Raw genomic sequence first — 3,960 nt, 5'->3', positions numbered from 1 at the left:
AATAACACCTTCATTACTGTTGATGAGGAGTTAACCTATGTTAATTATTATTTAGAAATACAAAAAATCCGATTTAGGGACAGGCTGCATTATGAGATTTCAATTGCCCCAGATGTATACCAAGCAATAACCATTCCTTTTTTAATACAAACCTTTGTCGAGAATGCTTTCAAACATTCTTTTGAAAAATATATGGGAGAAGCATACTTAAAAACAACAATTGAAAAAAAGGGAAATGCAGTCCACATAACGGTGTGGAACAACTCACCTAGTAGGCATGAGGAACTGCCTCATGAAAGTGGACTTGGTTTAGAGAATATTACAAAACGGCTAGAGCTTTTATTTCCTTCTGGTCAAACGTCTGTTCAATTAAACAACTTAGACGATGGGTCAAGCGTTTTAGCTATTTTTCCGTTCGTACTTAAGTCTGAGATTTAAGGTAGGTGCACAATTAATATGAATATCCTGCTAGTAGATGATGAGCCGCTTGAATTAGAGCAGCTTGAGTATTTAATTGTTAAAAAATTCCCAAACTGGAATTTTTTTAAAGCCCAAGATGCTTCCAAAGCGCTCCAAATCGTAAAGCAACATGACATTTTTTTAGCTTTTCTTGATATTCAGATTCCAGGCAAATCAGGATTAGAATTGGCGAAAGAGTTAACACGCTCTTTTTCCATGGACATCATTATGGTAACTGCTTATCAGAATTTCGAATATGCTCAAACTTCGATCAGGCTTGGTGTCGTTGATTACATTACGAAACCAATAATTGAAGATGAATTAATGGCAGTGTTAAGCAAATATGAACGTTTGGGAAGGTATTCAGAGCAAATTGTAAATGCGTTAAAAATTATTCACCAGGAGTTTAGTGAAAAATTATCGCTAAATTACTTAGCCTCAAAAATTCATATTAACCCTGCATATTTTAGCAGGAAATTTCAAGAAGAAGTTGGGATTGGTTTTTCTGAATATTTAAACGAGCATCGGTTAAAGGAAGCTCAAAAAATGCTCATCGAATTTCCCGATTTGAGTATTAGTACCATTTCAGAAAGATGTGGATTTAACAGCCAGCATTATTTTAGCCAAATCTTTCGCAAAATGACAGGACTGTCACCAAGGGACTATCGTTTAAGGGAGACATTCCATTGAAAAGAAGTGATTATCAATTCTATATAAGTGGTGCCATTAGACTTGGTGTCAGCTTTGGTGTTGTTAGTTTATTGGCCCGATGGGTGACTGGAAATACGATTCTTTCCTCACCTGAGACATTGATAAAGTACGGCCTAGTCGGCGGAATTGGCTATTCTCTTATAGGGGCCCTATGCTTTATTTTATTTGGCTTTTTGGCAAAAAAAATTCATGAGAAATATCCTGACCAACATACCATTGGGGATGTTTTAAGACAAAAATTAACACCAAGCGGATATTGGTATATGATTTCCATTTTGTTTTTAACAAGCTTTTATTCCATATTTATCCAGGCGATGGGAGCTGGAATTCTCATCCATACTATTTTTCCATTTCCTGCTTCTATCGGTATATTTTTCTTTTTAACATTTTGCTATTTTATTGGTGGAGTCGGTGGGATGCAGCGCCTTCATCAACTCGCAGGTGTAATTGTCACCATTATTTTTGCAACTGTCATTATCATTCCTGTTTTCTTTTTCATTCAGGAAGGAATTTATCCCATCTATGACGGGATTAAGCTATATCATCCCTATTTATTGTATATAAAAAACACCGACGCCATTTGGTTTATTTTCACAGCGGTCTTTGTCTTTTTTGGTCAAATTTTAATTGACAGGGCCACCTGGCAAAGAATATTTATCCTTCAAAAAGATAAGGTACGTGTTACCTTTACCTTAACAGGCTTGATTTGGGCAACCATCCCCCTTGCTTTATCTTCTCTATTGATGATTGTTATTTTTGGAAGAAGTTTTGAAAATATTTATACATTATTTATTGAGCTAGTCGACAAAATTCAATCGACCGTACTTATTGTCTTATTTGTCCTATTTTGTTTAGGTGCCATTGCATCAGCGATAAGTTCAGAATTGCATGCTACAACTACCTTATTTGTAAGAAATGTAATGGAATTGATTCGTCCACTTACCAAAGATGAAAAATGGAAATATACCTATATTTTTTCCGGGTCAATATGCGTAATTTTAGTAGCAACCGTCAGTATTCTTACGCCTACCCCGCTAACATTATTATTTTTCTTCGGGAATATTTATGCTGCAATGATTAGTCCGATGCTTTATATCATTCAAAGCAAAGACGTACAACATTTCATCATCCCCTTTTCATCTTTCATTGGGGCTCTTGGAGGCTTTATATTTCAACAAGTAACCAACGATTTGAGAGCTATTTGGCTAAGTTTTGCGATTTCATCTTTTATTTGTTTAATTGTCTTCCTGTATAAATCAATCACAAAAAAAAGAATACAGGAATTATAGGGGGAAGTACTTTTGGGACAAAATATTGCCCTACTTGAAGATCAACACAGCCTTAGCCCAGATTTATTACCTACAAAATCTGAATCTAGAACGTGGAAGGCTGGTCATTTTTTCTCTATTTGGATGGGCTCAGTTCATAACGTCCCATCCTATGTAACGATTGGAGGATTCTTTGCTCTTGGTATGTCTGTTTGGCAGGTTTTCTTCATTATTATGCTCTCTTCCCTATTACTGGCTGTGATGATGGTTTTGAATGGTCATGCTGGCAGTAAGTATGGAATCCCTTTCTCCATTTTGCTCCGTTCTAGCTATGGTATGAAGGGTGCGCTATTTCCTGGGGTCCTAAGAGGTGTTATCGCCGCGATTATGTGGTTTGGTCTCCAGACTTATGCTGGCAGTCTAGCAGTCACAATTTTAATAGGAGAATTTTGGCCTGCTTATTTAACATTGGGCGGAGGATTTAACTTTTTGGGTCTAAATCTCCCAGGGCTCCTATCCTTTCTTCTTTTCTGGATGATAAATGTTTTATGTATTTTTGCAGGAATGGAACGACTAGGGAAATTAACAAAGTTTGTTTCCCCTTTAGTTTTTGTTGTTTTTGGGGGAATGGCCATCTGGTCTATCAATCTGGCTGGCGGAATTGCTCCCATATTAAGTTATAGTGTAAAGGGAGTAGAAGGAAATAGTTTTTTCATTTTTATGTCTTGTGTGTCTGCAATCATGGCAACCTGGGTTGCACAAATTTTAAGCGTAGCTGATATAACTAGATTTTCCCGATCTAATAAAGATCAGTCAATTGGACAAATATCCGGTTTGATAATCACTTACTTATTATTCGCTGTAGCAAGCATTACGATTATTGTCGGCTCAGAGATTGCATTCGGGGTTCCGATATGGAATTTCTTAAATGTCGTTGAAAGATTTGATAGTAAATTTGCTATTATTCTTTCATTGATAACAATTTGCATCTCGACATTATCAGTTAATATAATTGGAAATATCATACCTGCTGGTTTTCAGTTGACTGCCCTTTTCCCAAAAAGACTAAATTTTAAGACTGGGGCTTTAATTGCAACCATCATTGGAATTCTTATTATGCCATGGAAGCTGATGGAAAATCCGACTAGTATTCTTGCCTTTTTAAATATCGTTGGCGGTCTGTTAAGTCCAGTAATCGGCGTCATGCTTACACACTATTTCCTCATTTGTAAGAAAAAAATTAATTTACAAGAGTTATATCCTTTAGATCTAAAGGATCAATTTCCGTATGGGATAAATATTCCTGCCATGCTTGCTACACTCATTGCAGGTATTATTAGCCTATTAGGAAACTTTGTACCCGCCTTCGGCCTCTTAACTAGTATTTCGTGGTTTACAGGGATTTCATTAGCTGTCCTTTTATATCTATTATTTCTTTATACTAGTCAACTATTAGCAATTAAATTCGGAGATATAAAACAAAGTGAATCAAGATAAAAGGGATATCCAATATGGATATCCC

At 36.1% G+C, this 3,960-nt stretch carries 3 protein-coding genes and 1 pseudogene; all 4 read left to right on the top strand.

Annotation, left to right across the window (positions count from 1 at the left end):
- Positions 1-438, top strand: a pseudogene (locus tag V7137_RS27850) (sensor histidine kinase); the annotation flags it as partial.
- An 18-nt stretch (positions 439-456) separates the two neighbouring features.
- Positions 457-1,149, top strand: coding sequence for a response regulator transcription factor (locus tag V7137_RS27845; RefSeq protein ID WP_335701066.1), 693 nt, complete (start codon positions 457-459; stop codon positions 1,147-1,149).
- Positions 1,146-2,459: a hypothetical protein gene (locus V7137_RS27840; RefSeq protein ID WP_335701065.1), complete on the top strand. Its 1,314-nt coding sequence runs from the start codon at positions 1,146-1,148 to the stop codon at positions 2,457-2,459. The genes V7137_RS27845 and V7137_RS27840 overlap by 4 nt, the downstream gene beginning before the upstream one ends.
- 12 nt (positions 2,460-2,471) lie before the next feature.
- On the top strand, positions 2,472-3,935 hold the full coding sequence (gene ncs1 / locus V7137_RS27835; protein ID WP_335701064.1) for an NCS1 family nucleobase:cation symporter: 1,464 nt from the start codon (positions 2,472-2,474) through the stop codon (positions 3,933-3,935).
- Positions 3,936-3,960: the final 25 nt, after the last annotated feature.

The organism is Neobacillus drentensis (assembly GCF_036962765.1).
GTDB classification, from domain to species: Bacteria; Bacillota; Bacilli; order Bacillales; family Cytobacillaceae; genus Neobacillus; species Neobacillus drentensis_C.
Note: the sequence above shows the minus strand (reverse complement) of the source record. Positions and strands in the feature narration are given on the sequence as shown.